This window comes from Paenibacillus sp. FSL R7-0302, from assembly GCF_038006885.1.
Taxonomy (GTDB): domain Bacteria; phylum Bacillota; class Bacilli; order Paenibacillales; family Paenibacillaceae; genus Paenibacillus_AQ.
Window position 1 is genome coordinate 3491210 of sequence record NZ_JBBOWB010000001.1, and the last position, 19911, is coordinate 3511120.

Below are 19911 nucleotides of genomic sequence, written 5' to 3' on the forward strand. Positions count from 1 at the left end.
CAGAATCATAAGCAACTCTGTTTTTGTACTATTTCACACAACTTCTATCTAACATTTAGCGAAGCTGGACCAGAAAATAAGCCTATGTTAAGGAGACTCTAATGACATTTAATCCTTCCTATATTCATCTCGCTGCGCCGCCCTTCCCTTACTTCCTGGAGTGTGGCCGAACCGTATATTTGCCCGGAGACCAGCATCCGAACCGCAGCCGTATGGGCAAATTCGATCTGATTATCGTGGAGCAGGGATGTCTGTACCTTGGAGAGGAGCATACAGAATGGGCGGTAGGCGCCGGGCATACCCTGCTGCTGCTGCCTGACCGCTACCATTATTCTGTCCGGCCGTGTGAGGCTGAGACGATCTTTACCTGGGTTCATTTTCACACGGTAGGAGAGTGGACGGAATCTGCGGGTGAGCCGGTGTATGCAGACCGGGAGGGACATTTCCGGCAGTTCCTTACCCATCCCTATACCATCCGTATTCCCCAGTTCGGACCGCTCCCCGCCCCCTTCGCCCGAAGCGGACAGGCCGGACAGCTGCTGCAGCTGAACCAGGGCAGGCGCTCAAGTGCTGTATGGCAGCAGCAGCGCATCTTCGAGGAGATGCTGCGGACGATGGATCTGGCCCGGCAGGATACGGCCGGAAGCCAGACGGATGAGATTGCCGAGCTGACGGAGGCCTATCTGCGGAATCATTATGCGGAAGAGGTCACGAACACCTCACTGGCGGACGCCCTGCATTTTCACTACAACTACCTGGCCCGCTGCATGAAGCGTGTCTACGGGCTTACGCCCATGGAGTACCTGACCGATTACCGGCTGGAGCAGGCCAAGCTGCTGCTGCTTAAGACAGAGATCCCGGTCGGAGGAATCGCAGAGCGCACCGGCTTCGAGAGTGCGGCTTACTTCTCCCGGCGTTTCAGCCGCAAGGTTGGAATCTCTCCGCTGCGCTTCCGCAAGCGTTTTTCCCGCTGAGCATGAATGCACTAGAGCGGACACCGGGACAAGGTTCATGGTCAATTGATTCGGACAGCGCAGATTTTTTAGCTATTTTTTTCCAGATGGGCGCATAAAGATTAAGACATGCCTCAATTCCGGAGATGTTGACTATGCGATCCTTCCCAAGCTATGTTATTATTCTGCTGGCCAGCCTGCTGATTGCAACAGGAACGAACTTCTTCCTGGTCCCCTATAAAATCCTCGATGGAGGAATTATCGGCATTGCCCTCATTATTAATTATATCTCCGGTGCCAAAATCGGACTCTGCATTATGCTATGCAGTCTGCCTATCTTCCTGCTGGCCTGGTTCCGGCAACGGGAGATCTTCTACAACAGCATTCTCGGTCTGCTGGCTTCCTCCCTGCTGATCGAGCTGCTCTTTCCGCTCCAGTATTACTTCCTGTACTACATTGAGCTGGGCTCCATCTCAAGCGCCATTATCGGCGGCTTCCTGATGGGCACCGGACTCGGGCTGATGCTGCGGTTCAAAGCCAGTACAGGCGGGACCGACCTCCTCGCCAGATTCATCCAACGCTACCTTCCGCTGAATGTCGGCCTGATCATCTTCCTGACGGACTTCCTGATCATCGGAGCTGGCGGTATTCTCATCTCCAAGGAGACCTTTTTCCATTCGATTCTGACGATTGTTTCAGGAGGTGTGGCTACGGGATTATGCACACTGGAAGAGTAAAAACCCGGAATTTGCCGGATGCTATGGAATAAAGGTTGAAATTTTCAGACTTTCAGGCGACAATCGAATAGATAACATTCCCGGGGAGGATTAGCGAAGTTGGATAGTACAAGCACGAATAGCAACACTTCCATACACGACATTGTCGATCTGTGCCTGCTGGCAGGCAAGATCATGCTGCAGAGCGGTGCAGAGACCTACCGTGTGGAGGATACCATGAGCCGGATGGCGGCGGCACTCGGCTTCCCCGGTGCGCATAGCTATGTCACGCCGACGGTCATTATGTTCACCACCAGCCGGACCGAGCCGGTAAAGCTGTTCCGGATCGCCGAACGGACGACAGACCTGCAAAAGGTATCCGAGGTCAATGACATCTCCCGGCGGCTGACCGAACGCCAGCTGACAGCCGCCGAAGCGCGTGAGCGTCTCGGCGTGGTCGATGACGCCGCGCATGCTTACCCGGTATGGGTACAGATCGCAGCGGCAGCCTTGACCGGAGCCTGCTTCACGGTCATGTTCAAGGGCAGCCTGCAGGATGCTCTGCCGTCGCTGCTGATCTCCGGTACAGGCTTCGCAGCGGCCACTTATCTTCATCGTCTGGTGCAGTTTCGCTTCTTCGCGGAATTCATTGCTTCCTTCATTATCGGCCTGCTGGCCTTCTTCTCCGTCAAGCTCGGCGTGGGACGGGAGATGGACAAGATTATCATCGGCTGTGTAATGCCGCTCGTACCGGGGCTGCTCATCACCAATGCGGTCCGTGACCTGATGGCCGGGCATCTGGTATCCGGCATCTCCAAAGGGGCCGACGCCTTTCTGACTGCGTTCGCCATCGGGACCGGCATCGGGCTGGTCCTGTCCATTTTTTAACACCCACTTGAAAGAGGTCTTCCTGCCATGATTTTGCAATTGATCACCAGTTTCATCGCTGCCTCAACCTTCTGCATTCTATTCAATGCACCGGTGCGCGCGCTGCTGCAATGCGGCTTCGCCGGAATGATCGGCTGGATGCTGTACCTGCTGCTGGATTACAGTTCCGATACTGTCGTCGCAACCTTTGGTGCTACCGTTGTGGTCGGACTGATCAGCCAGTTTTTTGCGCGTTCCTTCAAGATGCCGGTCATTATCTTCAGTGTCGGCGGCATCATCCCGCTTGTACCGGGCGGTCTTGCGTATGATGCCATGCGGAGGTTCGTGGAGAATGATAATAACCTCGGCATCCAGTATGGGGTTCAGGCGCTCCTGCTGTCCGGAGCCATTGCGGCCGGTCTGGTGCTAAGCGAGGTGCTCGGGCAGATGGTTTTGCGTATCAAGAAATTGCCCAAACAACCGTAACGCTCCATTCCCCAGACAAGCCCGCTTGCAGCAAGGACCCCGGGTCCCTGCGCAAGCGGGCTTTGTCTATTGTATCAGGTAAAATATATTGCAACACCGGCGCCCTAACAGTCTAATCCTCCCAGATTGAGGTTTCGAGCTGGTCGACGAACCGCCGCAGCCTGCCGGCAATCTTAAGATTAATTGCCCCGTTCTGATACATCTCCTGCACGGTATTCCGCTGCTCCTGAATCGCCTGCAGCTTCAGCTCCAGCTTGTCATCATCCAGTACGCCGTCATTGCTCCAGCCTTCCCCCTGCTCCAGCCTGGATTCCAGCCGTTCGTACTTGTCGATGACCTTCTGTGAGGCGAGCCGGTTCTCATCACTCATTCCTGCACTAACGGCGGATACTGCCGCCTGGCACATCGCAATCTTCGCCGTCCGCGCACTTTCGGCATTCTGCAGGGCGAGCTGTCCCTCTGCCCCGCTGAGCTTACCTGAGAACAGTCCAGAGAACAGCCGCTGAATTTCCGTTAAAGAGAATTTAATCTGGGTATTCAGCCGTTTGCACAGCAGAGACTCCGTATGGTCCAGCAGCTCCTCCATCTTCAGGGCAACAGGCTCCGGCAGCGCCCCGTTCTCCATGATCCGCCGCAGCTCCGTGCGTTCGGCCTCGAGCGCACTCTTGCGTGCCTCGACACCCAGACGGAGGAACTGCTCATGGGCCGGGTCATGATCCGGTCTTGCAGCACACAGCCGGTCAACCTTATCTGTGAATTCCAGCAGCACAGGCTGTGTTGAGCGCTCCGTGCTCTCAGAGACCAGGCTGCGCAGCATCGACATCCCGGCATCAATGACCACATTTCTGGCCGCCAGCTCCGTATTCCCGTGCACAGCTCCGGCGCTCTGAACTACGGTCTCTTCACTGTCCGCAAGCAGCGGAAGGAAGATGCTGGCGATGACCAGCGACATCAGAATCACTCCTGCCGCCAGCGCAATAATGAGATCCCGCTCCGGAAAGGGTGTCACCCCGTCCCCAAGCACCAGCGGAATGGAGAAGGCACCCGCAAGGGTAACCGCTCCCCTCACCCCTGAGATCGAGGTAATAATCTGTGACTTCAGCGGAGCCTTCTCTGCCTTCAGCCGCTTGCTCTCCCATAAGGAGTAACCATAGACCCACAGAAACCGCAGCACAATCAGCAGCGCCGTGATCGCCAGAACATAGCCGGCAACCATGAAGTTGTTCAGCGTCTGATCCCGGTAAATCACCTCGACCACATCCGGAACGGACACGCCGAGAATCAGGAAGACCAGCCCGTTCAGCACCAGCAGCAGCACTGACCAGGTACTGGCGGATACCAGTTGAAGCTTATATTGCGGAGAGACTGCCCGGTCCTTCTCAATGGCGTACATGACACCTCCTGCCACAACGGCCAGGATGCCTGAGACCCCGATCTCCTCGCTGATCAAATATATAATGAACGGGGTAAGGATCTGCAGCAGAACATGGATCGTCACATCCTCCATGCCGAACCTGCGGATGAACACGCTGAGCCGGATCAGCAGGAATGACAGCACTGCACCAAGCAGCAGTCCTCCTGCAGCAATCAGCACAAAGCTAAGCGAGGCCTTAGGCAGAGAGAACACTCCGGTAACCATGGCTGCAATTGCAAATTTAAAGGCGACCAGGCCGGAGGCATCGTTCATCAGCGATTCTCCTTCGAGAATCCGGTGGATGCTTTTGGGAAGATGAACCCGTCCAGCCAGTGCGCTTACCGCTACCGCATCGGTAGGAGACAGAATAGCCGCCAGTGCGAAGGACGCTGCCAGCGGAATCGAGGGAATCATCCAGTTAATCGCATAGCCCGCCACAAATACCGTGACAAATACAAGTCCCAGTGCCAGCAGCAGAATCGGTGCCCTAAGGTTCCACAGCTCACCGCGCGGCGTCCGCCGCCCGTCATTGAAGAGCAGCGGAGCAATGAATAATACAAAAAACAGCTCAGGCTCGAAGTGCATATGTATTCCCGTCGGAATGAGTGCAGCAATGATTCCTAGTCCGATCTGAATCAGGGGAACCGGGACAAACGGAATGAAGCGGTTCAATATATTCGATACGGCGATTAATCCAAGCATCAACAGCACAGCCAGAAAAGTCTCCAAGTCCATCATCTCCCCGTCTGATAATCAATTATAATATGGCAGTGACCCGGCTAACGTCAACAAACGGAAGGCACAGCGGAAATTACAATCTCCGCCCGTACCTTCCGTTGCCTTATCATTCACGGCTTCCGCCGCTGGTCTAGCAGTAAATAGTAACTCGATGCTGTCCACCCTGTTATTTTAGCGTTTCACTAGCAGCTGTATGCCTATATTCCACGGGTCCCTTAGAGTGATGATACCGCCCTCTTCTTCCACATGGTATCCGGCACGCTTCACACGTTCAGCGATTTCATGCACATCCTGAATGTCCGGGAGCAGCAGTGTAAAATAATCGATGCCCGCCGCATTCGCCGGAGCCGCCGGAGCCCCCTTGCCAGCCCAGGTATTCAGTCCCATATGATGATGATAACCCCCAGCCGAAATGAACATGGCCGCATCGCCGTAATGGGCAGTCACCGCGAATCCAAGCGCATCCACGTAGAATTTCTTGGCCTCTGCCAGATCGCCCACATGGAAGTGAACATGACCCATTACAGTGCCGGCAGGCAGCCCGGTCCAGCTCAGGCCCTCCGATGCAGCCAGCAGACCGTCCACATCCACCGGATCGGTGGTCATGACCACGTTGCCTGTTGCTTCATACTTCCAGGTGTCACGGGGCCGGTCGCGGTACAGCTCAATTCCGTTATGATCAGGGTCCTCAATATACAGGGCTTCACTGACCAGATGATCCCCTTGGCCCACCGATATGCCGGAGTCGATCAGATTGCGCAGCACCAGTCCCAGAGAAGGCCGGTCCGGCAGCAGAATCGCAAAATGGTACAGTCCGGCCACCGAGTTCCGGCGCAGCACCTGAGCCTGCTCAATCTCCCGCAGAACCAGCAGCACCTGCTGGCCGTCCGCCGTCAGCTCCACCGTGCGCCCTTGCTGCCGCAGGATTTTCAGTCCGATCACATTCTGATAAAAGCTGAGCGAGCGCTCCAAATGACTTACACGAATCTGTACAAGTCCAATTTCCAGTGCTTGCGGTAATATAGCTGTTGCTGTCATAGGAATCCCTCCTGAAATAAATATATACCAAATCCACATAATAACGGTTAGTGTTGACTGTTCCTGTCATGTCCATGCAAAGGCAATTTCAATTTCCGTTACACATTAACTTACTTAAGTATAGTTGCACTCTATATGTTTGTCAATTACTTTTACAATACACATCATGTCCAACAAAAAAGCCCGGCCGACAGGCCAGACTCCGAAGCAGTCATTTCGTTATTGAGATTCACCAAGGATCTCTATTGATACATCCTGTGCAGTAATTCTTAGTTCACTTGGCGGGGAATCCATCAGAACCCGTAGCTCGAACCCCTGCTCAACAGCATAGATCTCGTCATACAGCCAATATTTCTTCTCAAGCGGTTCCGGCAAGTGCAGTCCGCTCACACCGCTGAAGGTTAGCTTAATCTCACACTGGTAATGCATCGCCCCGCCGCAGTCCAGAATCATCTCCAGCACACCTGCTGCAGGCATGGCATAAGAGATTACTCTGGCATCATGCAGATTATTCTCTACTAATTGTACGGCATTGGCCGGGAGGTTATCCTTAATAGCTTCATACCCTTTGCGGTATTCTCTGAAATTAGCTTGCAGCCGTTCGTCATACTCCCTACTCCACTGTAACGCCCGTTCCTTGAACTCAGGCGCAGGATAGGTGGAATTTATGGTTCCGTCATGTATCGAAGCGTGGAAGTACCCGGGAAGATATTTCAGCAGATCTTTTTTCATATATTCCAGAAAATCCTTGGCCCGCTCCTCATAGCTGATCCCTTCCGCCACATGCCAGGCCACATCCTCCAGCCAGTCCTGCTCCGTCTCCGGGAAGACCATGAACCCCCGAACCTGCATTTCTTCATACCAGGGTATAGTAAAAAATTTCATTCTGAAGCTTCCTCCACTCTGTAGCGATCCTTAATTCCCGGCTAGCTTCTCCCCCGCGTATACCCTATGTTCCTGCGAAGCGGCCAGAATCCAGACGGTTAACTGCTGCTTGCTGAACAGTAACTCGCTATCTACTTTGAGATACGGGAGCTTCGTCCCCTCGAAGGGTCCGTCATTACGCAACATTGCATTCTCCGCCTTCATAATATTCTTCACCTGATCTTCACTCAGACGCAGGAACTGCGCAGTCTCTGCAAGTGTCATCAACGGATGGTCCTCAGCTTGGCTTTCCGTCTGCGCTCCGGCAGGTGTCTGGTGCTGTAACTCATAACCCGCTCTAATCCGATCGCCGATCACGAAACTGCTGGTAACCAGACACAGGCCCAGAATCAGAGCAGCTCCCAGGATGGTATAATTGTTCTTCATGGGCAAAATCTCCTTATATGTATGTGTAAAGTTATTCCCAAGCACCTACTCTTCAAAAAAGTGGCCCCGCCGGGCAACCGGCAGGGCCAAAGTCTATTGTAAGGGGGTCATGTGTTTACTATACTGAGCGAAGCTTAAGGCCAGATGAAAAACACATAAAGGTTTAATGAAAATGCCAGAATACACTCAGGAAAAAGAAAGACCCTGCCGAGGCACGGCGGGGTCTTCCACAAATGGTTCCACTGGGGGGTGGAGAACTTCACTATACTCCCCGAACCTTAAAAAAACATAAAACGGGGCTGAAGGTTTCCTTAAATTTACGTACATCAGATTCCTGTCTCAAGCCACTGGAATCTGATGTACGATCTGATCCAGGGTGACCTCCTGCAGCACATTCTCCATCGCCTTCTGAGCAAGAGAGAACACTGGAACAATAGCCCCTGCAATGTTCTTGCCTACGGGACACTCCGGGTTCGGATGCTCATGGACAGAGAACAGGGAGTCCTCTTCCACGGCATTCACCGCCTTATAAATCTGCAGCAGCGTAATATCAGCTGCACTGCGGGCAAGCTTCGCTCCGGCCACACCGGGACGAACCTCCACAAGTCCTGCCTTATTCAGCATACCCGTAAGGCGGCGAATCACTACGGGGTTCGTATTCACGCTGCCGGCAATCCACTCGGAGGTGCTTTTGCCGTCTTTGTTGCTGTCAATTAAGGTTAGAATATGAATAGCAACCGCAAACCGCGTGCTAATGTTCATAACAATCACTCCTTCACACTAGCCGGAATGCTTCCGCCAGATGCAACTATAATAGTTACATTTAGAGCAATTGTCAATCCCGTGGGGAGTTTGCAGTCAACAGAACACTACTCACTGTCATACGCCTGCAATGCCACCGGCAAGGCCTAAATCACCACATTGCCCACTGCCGGAAGGGGCAGCAGCACTGCGCTGATGATCTCATCACGGGTTGCGCCGAGCGCTTTGGCATGCTTGACATGAAAGGGCAGCCCGCTCTCCAGCCGTACCGCCGCGAGTACGGAGATATAGGCAATCTCCTCGGTTTTGGCATCCAGGCTGCTTGCGGCATCCAGCTTTTTCACAATTTCGCCAAGGGCCTTTTGCTGCTCCGGCGCTTCCTTCATAAATGTCATAAAGGCATGACTGACTTGCGGTACATTATCCACTTTAATTAACCCTCCGATTCTGGAAACAGATTCTTGCATTCCATATCATAACATCATCTTTAGTATGAGGGTTTCTTGCGTAATGCATACATTACAACTGTTAAATATTCCTATATATAAGATGCACTTAAGGTTCAAACTCTAAGCTGGGTCGTCGCTGCGGTGAACATTTGGACTTCCGGCCGCTGCGTCTTATCTAACTTCACGCACTAGTCAAAATAATCGGCTTGCCCTTGGTGACCACAATCGTATGCTCAAACTGGGCCACGCGGCTGTTGTCGGCCACGCTGAGTGTCCAGCCATCCGGCTGCTGCTCTACAAAATCAGCGCCTGTGGACAGAAACGGCTCGATGGTAATGACCTGTCCTTCTTTCAGCACCGTCGTTACACGCGGATTATAGAAGGGCAGAATCTCAAACGGCTTCTCATGCAACGCTTTGCCGATGCCGTGGCTGCACAGGTTACGCACGACTTTATAGCCGCGCTTCCGTGCTTCCGACTCCATAACCCGGCCGATCTCGTTCACCTTCATGCCCGCCCGGAGATGATTAATCACACTCATCATGGTCTCTTCCGTACTCCGGCAGAGGTGGACCAGCTTCTCATTATAAGGCGGCAGTTGAAACGATACCCCGGCATCGCCAAAATAACCGTTCAGCTCGGCGGAGACATCGATATTGATCAGATCTCCGGCCTGAATTACACGTTGTCCCGGAATTCCATGGGCTACCTCTTCATTGACACTGATACAGGTCGTTCCGGGGAAGTTGTAGGTTACCTTTGGAGCAGATTTGGCGCCAAAACGGCTCAGAATCTTCGCCCCCACTTCATCCAGCTCCGCAGTCGTCATTCCGGGAACTACACTTTTCTTCATCTCGGCGATGGTGTGGCCTACCACTGCACCCGCCGCTTTCAGTCCTTGCATATCCTGGAGCGTCTCGCTCGTCATCCCTGCTCACATTCCTCTCGTTATCAAAGCTTCACCTTGAGTATGTATCCTACAAGTATAACAGCCTTGCTACGCAGAGTGAAATGAACGTACCTCTTAGCTTATTGCACCTACAGCCTTCATCCAGGCTTCGGCGATTAAGGCATGTCCGGCAGGCGAAGGGTGCACGCCATCCCCCGCCCAGAAGGCAGGTTCAGCCTTAACGGATGCTGCTGCGAACAAGCCGTCCAGCGGCACCAGTACAGCGCCGTATTCACGGGCCAGCTCACGGACCACGTGGATTTTGGGGTCCAGATCCTGACGCCAGCCCTTGCGGTCTTCCGGCACCGGCAATACGAACGGCTCCACCAGCACCAGCTTGGCATCCAGATGCTCCCTGGTCCGTTCAATCAGATCACGGTAGGACAACTCGAATTCAGCCGCAGTAGTCTCCTGCCCGGAATCATACCACCGCCAGGTATCATTTATGCCTATATAGATAGACACCCAGGTTGGCTTCAGCGCAAGACAATCCCTCTCCCAGCGCTCCTGCAGATCGACCGCCCGGTTGCCGCTGATTCCGCGGTTCAGGAACGTAAGATTCTTCTCCGCATACTGAAGGCCAAGACGGGCGCCCGCCATCAGCGCGTAACCTACACCAAGCGATGAAGCATCGGCGTAATTGCGTCCACAATCCGTGATACTATCCCCCTGGAACAGGATGATATCGTTCTTTTGAAATGGCATGCCTGAAATCCTCCTATGAAAACATCTGTAGTATGTAAACATGATCATTATAGCAAATCAGCTTTCCTGCGGACACGTTTTCATTGAAAATTATTCCTTCTATTTAATAGAAATCCCCCTTAGGTTGCCACATGGCAGCCTCAGGGGGATCTTAGGATAAATGATTAATAGGCCAGACTGAACAAGCCATGGATATGAGTCAGGTAACGGATGTTGCTGGCTTCCTTCATCAGCGTGGCCGGCAGACCCTTCAGCGGAGTGGAGTTACCGCCGACAATGGCTACCCCGTCTTTGCGTCCGAGGCTGGCGAGTGTGCCGGAATTGACCGGGCTGAAGGCCTCCTGCGGTTTATCATTAAGATATGCGAACAGATTGTAGCCAATCAGCTCACCCATCTGCCAGGCGATCTGTGCCGTTGGCGGATAAGGACGGCCATCCGGTGCAAAGACAACAGCGCTGTCTCCGGCTATAAATACATTAGGGTGTGAAGTGGACTGCAGGAACTCATTCACCGTGGCCCGGCCACGGTTGACTTCAAGACCGGATTCGCCAACCAGCGGATTGCCCTGTACCCCGCCGGTCCAGACGAAGGTGTTCGCCACAATCTGCTGCCCATCCTTCAGATCAATCATATTGTCGGATACCTTCGTAACCGGAAGACCCGTCAGGAACTGCACCCCGCGCTTCTCCAGGCTAGCCGTAGCGCGCTCAATCAGATGATCCGGCAGGACGGGGAGAATCTTCGGACCCGCTTCCACGAGCAGAAGCTTGATCTCAGCAGGATTCACTCCATATTGCTTCGTCAGCTTAGGCAGAATATCGGCAATTTCGCCTACGAGCTCTACGCCAGTCAGCCCGCCGCCGCCGATCAGAATCGTAGCATCTGCTGCGTTGCGGGTTTTGGAATAGTCACGAATCCGGTCTTCAATATGACGGCGAATCCGCAGCGCATCTGCTGCTGATTTCAGCACCATGCTGTATTCTTCAAGTCCCGGAATACCAAAGTATGCGGTGGTGCTGCCCAGACCGACAACGAGAGCATCATAGGTCAGCATGACGCCGTCCGAGAGAATAACCTGCTTGTTCTCCGGGGAGAACGAATTGACCTTGGCGATTTTCAGATCAATATCTTTACCGGCGAACAGCTTCGCCAGCGGCATGGCAACCGCCTGTTCAGACGCACTGCCCGCTGCAAGCCGGTGCAATTCCGTAATAATCTGATGTGTCGGATACTGATTGACTACTGTTATTTTGGCTTCCGCTTTGCTCATATATTTACGAACGGTTAAGGCACTAAGCAGGCCGCCGTAGCCTGCACCTAGAATCACTATATGTTTTGACATGATCATTCCTCCATCATTAAGTATTACGGGCTTATTTGCCCGATTGACGTTCACCGCTGACCTGCAGATAGGCATTCATGAACCGGAGAGCCTTCTGTACCTGCGGGTCCTTAATCATCTTCATCATGCCGAACAGGCTGACTGTTTCGCTGCTTGCTTCCGCGCGGTCTTTCGCTTCAATGACTGTAGCCGCCAGATTCTTGGCAGTGCCCACCACAGGACCCGCCATTTCCTTAATCGCACCGACTGTATCATTCTTAAGTACTTCATCCGTGGCAACCGACTGCACAAAATCTAGTGATTTGGACAATACACTAACCATTTGTGTGATCTGCGGCAGCTGCTCGACCAGTACCATCAGAGATTGTTGAACCTCCGGCTTCAAGAGCTCTTTCAGCACATCCTCTTTGGGAAGAGCTGCTTCTGGTATTTCTTGTTCAGGAAGATTTTGGGTAACGGTTTGTGACATATCGAAGTCTCCTTTTACAAATCGTATTCTTACTTAATGACATCCAGGTGAAACTATGTGACTATTATAACACTCTATTTGTTATTATTGTCACAATCTTTTTGCCTTTGCAACCTATTTTTGTGATTATTATCACTTCCTCATCGGTTTTGTTGAAGTCAGCCGTTTAATCAGGTTAAATTTACAAATTATTATGTTTTTAATCATTGACGTATACAGATGGTCGTGATATCTTAAGCAAGTAACTAAATGTAAGTTTATTAATTAATATCAGCAATTGATTATTACTAAGCAGCATACATATTAGATGGAGGTAAAGACTTATGAGTACTTTTTCCGAATTGGTGCAGGCCCGCAGATCGGCTAATAATTTCGTGGAAGGTGTTACCATCCCGCAGAGTGAGCTCGAAGAGATGTTCTCCCTCGCCCGTCTGGCTCCCTCGGCTTATAATCTTCAGCACACCCATTACAAGGTGATCAGCGATGACAGCGTGAAGGAAGCCATCCGCAAGGACGCGTATGGCCAATACAAGATCCACACTGCTTCTGCTGTTATTGTCGTGCTGGGTGACAAGAATGCCTACCTGCAGGCTCCAGAAATCTATAGCGGGCTTAAGCTGCTGGGAGCGATGAGCGAGGATGCATACGAGCAAACCATTCAATCCATCAACGATGCTTATACCGGGAACGATGCATTCCAGCGGGATGAAGCCATCCGCAACGCTTCTCTGTCGGCGATGCAGTTCATGCTGATTGCCAAGGATAAGGGCTGGGATACCTGCCCGATGATCGGCTTCGATCCGGAGGCTGTGAAGGCTACTCTCGGTTTCGGCGACCATATGGTTCCGGTAATGCTGATTACGATCGGCAAGGATAACCAGCACAAGATCAGACCGCGCGGCTACCGCAAGCCGGTTAATGAATTTGTTGAATTTATCTAATATGGAGTAAGGATGTACGTGTTCACTTGGGTGGACGCTCCGCGAACGGACCGTTGTTCCAATCGCTGTGCTCTCCAGATTTTTTTCATTCCCTATACGGTGAAAATCCGGAGACCAAGGCGACCGCTGCCGCTTTTCCACAATCAGTCCGTTCTCTCCACTGTTTAAGCGGGAAGCATATAAATTTCAATATTTAAAAAAGGGTCCTCCGGCTAATAAACCGGAAGACCCTTATTTATATCATCCTGCCGTATTCTTCATCCCACACTCACCGGGCAAACTGCAAAATCGCCACAGCCGCACGCTCCTGCCGCTCCACATCCGTGCTGTGCAGGGCCGCCTTCAGAACATCCAGCGCGTGCGCTACTGTAGCTTCATCCACCTGAACGGAACAGGCCCCGGCGTTACTCCCGCCATCCCCTGCCTGATTCCCAAGCCACAGATCCATTCGGGCTGCGGGCAGCACTCCTGAATAGGCAGTTATTCTGCTCTCAGAAGCAAGCAGCTCTGTTACAGCCGGATTAACCGCTGCGAGGGGCAGACTCTTCAGCCAGGTGACACCGCGCCGGTGGGCTGTACTATCCTCTGGGCCGCTGTGCCGGGTATCATAGAAGTAATCGCCAAGATCCCCGAGATATACCCACTCTTCATCGGCGATCAGCACGTAATCCCCATCCTGCATCGCATTGACGAAGATGTCTAAGGTATGTGTTGCCCCCTCCAGTTCCCTCCCGCGATAGCCGGCGGCAGCTAACTTGCTGCTGATCTCTTCTCTGCTATGCTTCTCCAGATCACCCGTACCGGGATAACCTGCACATATATAATTATCCTCCAAAAAGGACTTCAGCAGCCCGCTGCCGAGTTCCTCAAGCTTCACCCCATACAAGCTCATTTCCGTATCCTTTCCCTCCAGGCAAAGCTGCCGGAGTCTGCGCAGCATTGAAACCATCCTTTTCATTATACAGCAAAGGCAGTGGGATTTGAATTCGGCAGATTCTAAGGAAAACGCAGAATAATAGCGCTTACAATACCTTTTTCCAAGTTGGGAGTACAAATTAAAAAATTTTGGCTTTTTACTATTCCCCGCACGGACGGTATAATTCAGGTATCAGCTCAAGGAAACAGACACTGCAGGAAGAACATAAGCCAGGGCAGAATCTCTGGCAGCTAATCTTAAGCAGCGCTCCTCCTTGTGACTGAGACTATATCTTTGATCCTGGCATTCCCGCCTGAAGTGAGTCCCTGCACGAAACGGTATGAGCTTCTTAAAGCTCACAGGCTTCACAATCCCATCCTATCGTGGTAAGCGGATCAGTTGAGAGCAGTTTGAATGTGCAGGATAGGCAAATATACTGCCACCTCGGACCATTTCTACCCGGCTGAGTACAAAGGATAGGATAAGGAGTCTGAGACTAACATGGGTATAGTGGTAACAATATAAACCTCTATTGTTGATGTACTGATCAACGATAGAGGTTTATATGTGTCTGCACGGTCTTACCGCCGCTCTAGGTTAACGCAGGCCTTCCGCCACTTTTAGCAGCATCTCTCTGGTGACTTCAGGCGATCCGGTCCCTACCTCATGCATTATATTTCTCTCCTCGTTCTCCCGCAGCTCAATCCAGCGGATATAAGCATAATAGCCATTGCTGTTATTCTCATAGGCCTGGTGATCCTCCACATACAGGGCTTCCTCAGAATTTACCTTCAGATGCTCAACCTTTGTATCCGTCCAAACATCAGATGTTAGCTGTGCCCACGGTGTAAGCGGGGAATAGGTAACGGAGATGAAATCATTCTCGCCCTTAGGACCTTGATATACCAGCTCAGGACTTACCGTCCCAGCCAGCTGGTTGGGTACATTGAAGCTCTTAATCCAGGCATAATGCTCACCGGGCTTCAGCCGTTTGGTTAGAACATTGGTGTATTTTTTAACCCAGGAGTCATCGGTAATGCCCACCGTACTGTCGGATCTTCCTTCGGCAAAATGATATCCTTCCGGCAATCTGCCCGGCACGCTCAGCTTACCAGCGACAGGCTCTATAGCCTTCCTCCAGCTCTCGATATCCTTGAATATCTGCGGACGGTTAATCATACGGAGCTCTTTCATTCCGTTTGTCCTGGCAATTAACAGCATAGCCGATTCATTTACGGCCAGCTGAGACTGAATGTCTGCAATCACCCGCCGGGTCTGGCTGGCAAAGGCTGCAGACTCATTAGCGTCCTGTTGAATGTTCACTTCCAGTCCGGTTGCACCATAAGTAACCTTCCACAACCGCTCCGCGCCATAGACCACACCTCCGAAGAGCATCAGTCCGCAGAGTACCAGGGCGATCCGGGCTGTCCCGCGTACACGTACCGGCCGACCGTTATTTCCCCTTTGCTGCGGCTGATGAAATTGCTCAAAGCCCGCCGCTAACCGCTGCTCCAGCGGCTCCGGCATCGTTGTATGTTGTTTATACCTGTTGAACTCCTGCTTCAGTTGACTCTCGACAGACATGTCCATTCCTCCTTCATCTCATCGTCCGCTGTAAATGCCGAATGCTGCCGCAGCTTACGCAGCGCTTTATGATGCCTGGACTTAGCTGTCCCCAGCGGTATGCCCAAGGCTGAGGCAATCTCATCATAGCTGCACTCCCCATAGTAACGCAGGACAATTACGCTGCGGAGCTTAGGCGGCAGTCCGCTGACCAGCTGCATCAGCTCTCCCTGCTGTTCCTGGACCAGAAGCTGCGCGTCCGCCCCCGGATACAGACTCTCAGATGCATGCTCCCGGCTGCGGTTCATGAGCCGCAGCCTGCGCCAGCTTTTGCGGTTCCAGTTGCTGCATTGCCTGACGATCATACCGTTCAGCCAGGCTCCGAAAGGCCGTTTGCCGTCATACTGCGGCAAGCAGCGGAATAGCTCGATGTAGATTTCATTGACTACATCAGCCACATCAGCCTGCCGGTTCACCAGCAGACTGACGGTTCCGTACACCTGCTGCCTAATGGTGTTATGTAGTAAGGTGAAGGCCTCTTTATCTCCTTGTTCCAGCCTTTGCAGACATTCCCCAAGCTCTTCTTCTGTCATCTTCCTCTCCCCTCTCTATCTTGCTTACACTCTATATTGGTCCGCTAGCGGTAGAAGGTTCCCTTGGTATGCAATTTATTACATCCTGACATATCAAAAACCGGCTGCCCATGAATTTCATCATGTGCAACCGGTGATTCTACTGCTGCCGGAAACTGCCCGGATATGAATTACAGCTTACAAGGGCTCATTGCCCCATACCAGACTGCCGGAGATATAGGCTGGAAGCTTGGCCCAATCCGCAGGAGCTGTGCCTGTAGAATTGAAGGAATAGTCATCGGACTGGTTATAATTGGTCCAGTCTACCTTGGACGCCCGCATCTGGATATCGATACTGGCTCCCGGAGCAAGCGTGCCTGCTGCAGCTGTGAAGCCCAGCTCCAGATAATGATCCGCTCCGCTCAATGGTGCCGGAAGCTTCACGAACGACCCTGTCACATTGGCACTCCCTGCCTGCGACCAGTCACAGAAGAAATTCTGCGCCTGCTCGCCGTCACTGGTGTAATAATATCTGAGCTTCACATCGGCGAGGGATAGCGCAGCCGTCCCGGTATTCACCAGCTTGATGCGCGGGCTGAGGGCATTGACAGCAGCGGCCGTGCTGCTGTTGAACATCTGGACCTTCAGACCGCCATTCACCGGTGCAGTTGTATCGGCTATTGTAACCGTCAGCGTCTTCGGGGCTCCGGCGCTGAACTGGAAGCTCAGCGTGGTTGTCCCCAACGGCTGTGCCGCCAGATAAGCTTTGCGGATCGTCACAGCCGATCCGCTCACCGTATAATCCGTTCCGGCGGTTAACGCCGCCGAACCATTTTTAATAGAAGCTAAAGTATTCCCGTTCAAGGTCATCGCTATTTCGATGTCGTTCTGGTTCCCTGTCTTCTTGTCGAAGCTGGCCGTGACCGGTGTGATGGTTGAATCATTAGCCGTTGTTGTCGTATCCGCTACCGTAACCGTTAAGGTCTTAGCCGCTCCGGCACTGAAATGGAAGCTTAGGGTGGTTGTTCCCACAGCCTGTGCCGCCAGATAAGCCTTATGGATCGTCACTGTGGAACCGCTGACTGTATAATCCGTTCCAGCGGATAATACAGAAGCACCATTGGTAATGGAATCCAAGGTATTCCCGTTCAAGGTCATCGTCACTTCGATGTCGTTCTGATTCGCTGTCTTCTTATCGAAGCTGGCCGTGACCGGCGTGATAACGGAGCCTGCTGCCGGAGGATTCACCGGATCAGCATATAAGGTCCCGCGTCCGTTGGTCCCGAGATAGACGCGTCCATAGATCCGCGGATCGCCTGTAATCGCCATATTAATTCTGGCATACTGATGATTATCATCATTAATCCGCACCCAGCTGGCTCCGGCGTCATCCGAACGGAAGACTCCTCTAACGCCATCAATCTGGGCTACCGTATAGAGTGCCATGTAATTCTCACCCGGTGCGGCCTTACCGAACCCGATCAGGTCCGCTTCTTCCACATTACTCAGCTTCGTGAAGCTGGCACCTGAGTTGGTAGAATGCCAGATGCCGTACTTATCCAGCGGGTGTCCTCCGGCAAACCAGATATCGCCTTCCACGCCCGGCATGGCCTTCAGGCTCACTTGCGCCTGGTTCGGTTGCAGCCCGTTTACGTTATTGGCAGGCAAGCCGGTCGCAGCCGTAGCTGTGAAGGTGGCTCCGCTATCTGTACTGACATAGAGCTTGCCCTCATAGAAGCCATAGAATTTATTCGGATTCACCCGGTCGGAAGCTATCTTCGCTCCGGCAGGAATTCCGCTGCTCGCCGTCCAGGAGTTGCCGCCTGACTTGGAGTAAAAGACCCCGATATCCAAGGTGCTCCACAGCAGCGCATTCCCACTGGCAGATACAGCTACCTGACCCTGGCCTACTGTGGTGCTGCCGCCTTTGGAGGGTTCTGCATTCGGCATGTACCAGTTTTTGCCGTTGTCATTCGAGATCCCAATCGACTTACCGTTCGGATATTTCTCTTTGTCCACACCGCCGACACGGACAACATAGGCCGGGTCCAGCTCCGCATAATCGATACTGTTCGTGCTGGCCCAGGAAGGGCTGGTCTGGAACTTGACTGGTGCCGCTGTCAGATCCTCATACCGGAAGCCGGATACATCGCCAAGCGCGGTAATCAGGTGGGCACCCGTTGGCGGGCTGATCAGCCCGAGCACTGCGGTCTCTTCTACCCCTTTGGCCATCACGGATATCTTAACCTTGCCGCCGGTGTCCCAGGCTCCCAAGTTATTCGTACCGTAGATCGTAGCGCCGGTGCCATACATCATCCGGTCCGAGTTGAACGGGTCAATCTCAAGATCGCCCATCATCCAGCCCAGCTTAGGCGCAGGATCAAGTGATGTCGATGAGAGTCCATGATCAAGCCAAGGGGCCGCCGTGATGTCCATCTCGAACTTATAGTTGCGCTCCGGATAAAAGCCCCAATCCCAGATCCGGCTCCAGGTCTCCCCGCCGTCCTTGCTGCGGAAGATCACCTCGTCCGGCCACCAGGCATTGAGGCTGGCGACCATAAGCGTATTCGGATGCTGGGCATCCAGCGCAAGCCCCCCGAAGCCGTAGAAGTTGTCGGCTCCTGTAGTCGGGCTGATGTTTTTCCAGACGCCGCTGGTTGTGTTAAATTTCCAGACTTCGCCTTTGCGTCCGTCATACGGCCCGACCCCGTCACTATAGGTAATGTACAGTTCGCCGGTTGCCGACAGCTCCCCATGATGCGGAAGCAAGCCTACCGGCTGTCCAGGCAGCGCTGACCAGGTTGCACCTCCATCTGTGCTGCGGAACACACTTTTGGCGGTATCCGCGACTCCGACATAGATCGTCTGGGTAGCTTGTCCGGCAGAGCCCGTGCTTTTATCAAAAGTAACCCAGGACAAGCCCACGATATCACTCTGATACTCATTCCCCGGATCCTGGACGTACGTCCCTACGTTCGTAAAAGAGGTGACCTTGGACCAGGTTACCCCGGAATCCACGCTCTTCCACAGGCCGTTGCCGCTCCGCGCCCCGAAGAACAGGATGCTGTTCTTATTCGGGTCAATGACCAGCCGTTCCCCGGCTGAACGTCCAGGCATATTGCCGCCAACCTTGAACGGTAGCGGCGTAGATTGCCAGGTATCCCCACGGTCGCTGGAACGCATAATTTGACCATTGCCGTCCCATGAATTCGTGTACGTCCCGGTTGCCATATACACCTTGTCCGGATCCACCGGGTCGGTAGCCAGCGCGTCTACGCCGTTCTTGTTCCAATCTGCCCAGCCGACCGTGTCAGTCAGCGGAATCCAGCTCCCGTCCGCCTCGTTCCAGCGGTAAGCCCCGCCTATATCCGTCCGCGCGTAGATCAGATTCGGTTCACTCTGGTTGAAAATAATCCCCGGCACAAAACCGCCGCCCGCACCGGTAACCACACTATTCCAGCTGTAATCTTCACTGGCTGCGGCATGGGTTACTGCGGGAGAAACGTTAAACAAAGAGCCTGACATCGCTGCCAGCAGGACGAGTGTTCCCAGTCTTCGGATACGTTTTCGACTCATGATCCTTACCTCCCCAAGCATACTTTGGTAACGCTTCCATTATAGAGCAGGTTTCGCCCTTGCTGTGAGAGAAAATGGTTGATTATGCGGGAATTTTGTCAGCAATTAGCGCACCATTTTCACACTTGACGAAATTGGGGATT

At 53.0% G+C, this 19911-nt stretch carries 19 protein-coding genes; 5 read left to right on the plus strand and 14 right to left on the minus strand.

The genetic code is table 11. The features are described from left to right. The first annotated feature begins 101 nt into the window (after positions 1 to 101). The 4 genes from MKY96_RS15325 (at position 102) to MKY96_RS15340 (ending at position 3022) form a co-directional block, all read left to right on the plus strand. A complete protein-coding gene (locus MKY96_RS15325; RefSeq protein ID WP_340941408.1) occupies positions 102 to 974 on the plus strand; it encodes a helix-turn-helix transcriptional regulator in 873 nt (290 codons plus the stop codon). A gap of 134 nt (positions 975 to 1108) precedes the next feature. Next, the gene (locus tag MKY96_RS15330) at positions 1109 to 1690 is read left to right on the plus strand and encodes a YitT family protein (RefSeq protein ID WP_076074206.1); all 582 of its coding nucleotides are present in this window, start codon (positions 1109 to 1111) and stop codon (positions 1688 to 1690) included. A gap of 99 nt (positions 1691 to 1789) precedes the next feature. Continuing rightward, complete coding sequence (locus MKY96_RS15335) at positions 1790 to 2557, plus strand: threonine/serine exporter family protein (protein ID WP_081751313.1); 768 nt, start codon at positions 1790 to 1792, stop codon at positions 2555 to 2557. Between the two features lie 27 nt (positions 2558 to 2584). After that, the gene (locus MKY96_RS15340) at positions 2585 to 3022 is read left to right on the plus strand and encodes a threonine/serine exporter family protein (protein ID WP_340941411.1); all 438 of its coding nucleotides are present in this window, start codon (positions 2585 to 2587) and stop codon (positions 3020 to 3022) included. 112 nt (positions 3023 to 3134) lie between these two features. Here MKY96_RS15340 and MKY96_RS15345 read toward each other — a convergent pair whose 3' ends face one another. The 10 genes from MKY96_RS15345 to MKY96_RS15390 all read right to left on the minus strand — a co-directional run bounded on the left by MKY96_RS15345 (position 3135) and on the right by MKY96_RS15390 (position 12200). Beyond that, the gene (locus tag MKY96_RS15345; RefSeq protein WP_340941413.1) at positions 3135 to 5165 is read right to left on the minus strand and encodes a Na+/H+ antiporter; all 2031 of its coding nucleotides are present in this window, start codon (positions 5163 to 5165) and stop codon (positions 3135 to 3137) included. 180 nt (positions 5166 to 5345) lie between these two features. Continuing rightward, complete coding sequence (locus MKY96_RS15350) at positions 5346 to 6212, minus strand: VOC family protein (protein ID WP_340941415.1); 867 nt, start codon at positions 6210 to 6212, stop codon at positions 5346 to 5348. 219 nt (positions 6213 to 6431) lie between these two features. Then, positions 6432 to 7097: a DUF4085 family protein gene (locus MKY96_RS15355; protein ID WP_340941416.1), complete on the minus strand. Its 666-nt coding sequence runs from the start codon at positions 7095 to 7097 to the stop codon at positions 6432 to 6434. Between the two features lie 30 nt (positions 7098 to 7127). After that, positions 7128 to 7523 carry a hypothetical protein gene (locus tag MKY96_RS15360; RefSeq protein ID WP_340941418.1) on the minus strand — a complete coding sequence of 132 codons (396 nt, stop codon included), beginning with the start codon at positions 7521 to 7523 and terminating at the stop codon, positions 7128 to 7130. 339 nt (positions 7524 to 7862) lie between these two features. Beyond that, the gene (locus tag MKY96_RS15365) at positions 7863 to 8285 is read right to left on the minus strand and encodes an Rrf2 family transcriptional regulator (RefSeq protein WP_036695058.1); all 423 of its coding nucleotides are present in this window, start codon (positions 8283 to 8285) and stop codon (positions 7863 to 7865) included. Between the two features lie 146 nt (positions 8286 to 8431). Next, the gene (locus MKY96_RS15370; protein ID WP_340941420.1) at positions 8432 to 8680 is read right to left on the minus strand and encodes a carboxymuconolactone decarboxylase family protein; all 249 of its coding nucleotides are present in this window, start codon (positions 8678 to 8680) and stop codon (positions 8432 to 8434) included. A 235-nt stretch (positions 8681 to 8915) separates the two neighbouring features. Continuing rightward, positions 8916 to 9662, minus strand: coding sequence for a type I methionyl aminopeptidase (map, locus tag MKY96_RS15375; RefSeq protein ID WP_340941423.1), 747 nt, complete (start codon positions 9660 to 9662; stop codon positions 8916 to 8918). Between the two features lie 96 nt (positions 9663 to 9758). Further along, positions 9759 to 10388 carry an SGNH/GDSL hydrolase family protein gene (locus MKY96_RS15380; protein ID WP_340941425.1) on the minus strand — a complete coding sequence of 210 codons (630 nt, stop codon included), beginning with the start codon at positions 10386 to 10388 and terminating at the stop codon, positions 9759 to 9761. A gap of 164 nt (positions 10389 to 10552) precedes the next feature. Then, entirely contained in the window at positions 10553 to 11731 is a 1179-nt protein-coding gene (locus tag MKY96_RS15385) for an NAD(P)/FAD-dependent oxidoreductase (protein WP_340941426.1), read from the minus strand. 31 nt (positions 11732 to 11762) lie between these two features. After that, on the minus strand, positions 11763 to 12200 hold the full coding sequence (locus MKY96_RS15390; RefSeq protein WP_340941428.1) for a DUF1641 domain-containing protein: 438 nt from the start codon (positions 12198 to 12200) through the stop codon (positions 11763 to 11765). A 323-nt stretch (positions 12201 to 12523) separates the two neighbouring features. On the opposite strand from MKY96_RS15390, the gene MKY96_RS15395 reads away from it, so the two are divergent. Then, complete coding sequence (locus MKY96_RS15395; RefSeq protein ID WP_340941429.1) at positions 12524 to 13141, plus strand: nitroreductase family protein; 618 nt, start codon at positions 12524 to 12526, stop codon at positions 13139 to 13141. Positions 13142 to 13409: 268 nt separating this feature from the next. Here MKY96_RS15395 and MKY96_RS15400 read toward each other — a convergent pair whose 3' ends face one another. The 4 genes from MKY96_RS15400 to MKY96_RS15415 form a co-directional block, all read right to left on the minus strand. Continuing rightward, the gene (locus MKY96_RS15400; protein ID WP_340941431.1) at positions 13410 to 14099 is read right to left on the minus strand and encodes a hypothetical protein; all 690 of its coding nucleotides are present in this window, start codon (positions 14097 to 14099) and stop codon (positions 13410 to 13412) included. Positions 14100 to 14654: 555 nt separating this feature from the next. Beyond that, a complete protein-coding gene (locus MKY96_RS15405; RefSeq protein WP_340941432.1) occupies positions 14655 to 15641 on the minus strand; it encodes a hypothetical protein in 987 nt (328 codons plus the stop codon). Continuing rightward, positions 15620 to 16213, minus strand: a complete 594-nt coding sequence (locus MKY96_RS15410; protein ID WP_340941434.1) for a sigma-70 family RNA polymerase sigma factor — start codon at positions 16211 to 16213, stop codon at positions 15620 to 15622. Before MKY96_RS15410 ends, MKY96_RS15405 begins: the two co-directional genes overlap by 22 nt. 177 nt (positions 16214 to 16390) lie before the next feature. Further along, the gene (locus tag MKY96_RS15415; RefSeq protein ID WP_340941435.1) at positions 16391 to 19768 is read right to left on the minus strand and encodes a X2-like carbohydrate binding domain-containing protein; all 3378 of its coding nucleotides are present in this window, start codon (positions 19766 to 19768) and stop codon (positions 16391 to 16393) included. Between the last annotated feature and the right edge of the window lie 143 nt (positions 19769 to 19911).